The organism is uncultured Jannaschia sp., assembly GCF_947494025.1.
Classification (GTDB): Bacteria; Pseudomonadota; Alphaproteobacteria; order Rhodobacterales; family Rhodobacteraceae; genus Jannaschia.
The window spans coordinates 1-368 of record NZ_CANLTQ010000164.1 but is presented as its reverse complement, the minus strand read 5'-3'; the positions used below and the strand labels follow the sequence as shown (position 1 = coordinate 368).

Below are 368 nucleotides of genomic sequence, written 5' to 3'. Positions count from 1 at the left end.
GTGGACGTCACCACCTCCGGCGAGCCGCAGGTCGAGTTCGTCCAGTCCGGCGAGCCCACCGTGACCTTCCAGGAGGCTGGTGCCGAGTCCGAGACCCCCGAGACCGACGAGGCCAGCGCCGAGCCGGCCGAGGATGACGCCGCGCAGCCGCTGATGGACGAGGAGGCCACCGAGGAGGCAGACCTGGCCGAGGCCGAGCCGATGGAGGGCGAAGTCGAAACCGGCCTGACCGCCACCGATCCGGCACTCGAGGGCACGGCGCCTTCCGACACCACGGCCCTGACCGACACTGCCACCGGCATGTCCGACGGCGAGGTGGTCGAGGGCGACATGGCCGCGCCGACGACGCTCGGCGGCCCGCTCGTGGA

1 pseudogene is annotated in these 368 nt (G+C 72.8%); it reads left to right on the top strand.

Annotated features, from left to right (window positions below):
- A pseudogene (locus tag Q1B08_RS21785) lies at nt 1-368 on the top strand (hypothetical protein); the annotation flags it as partial.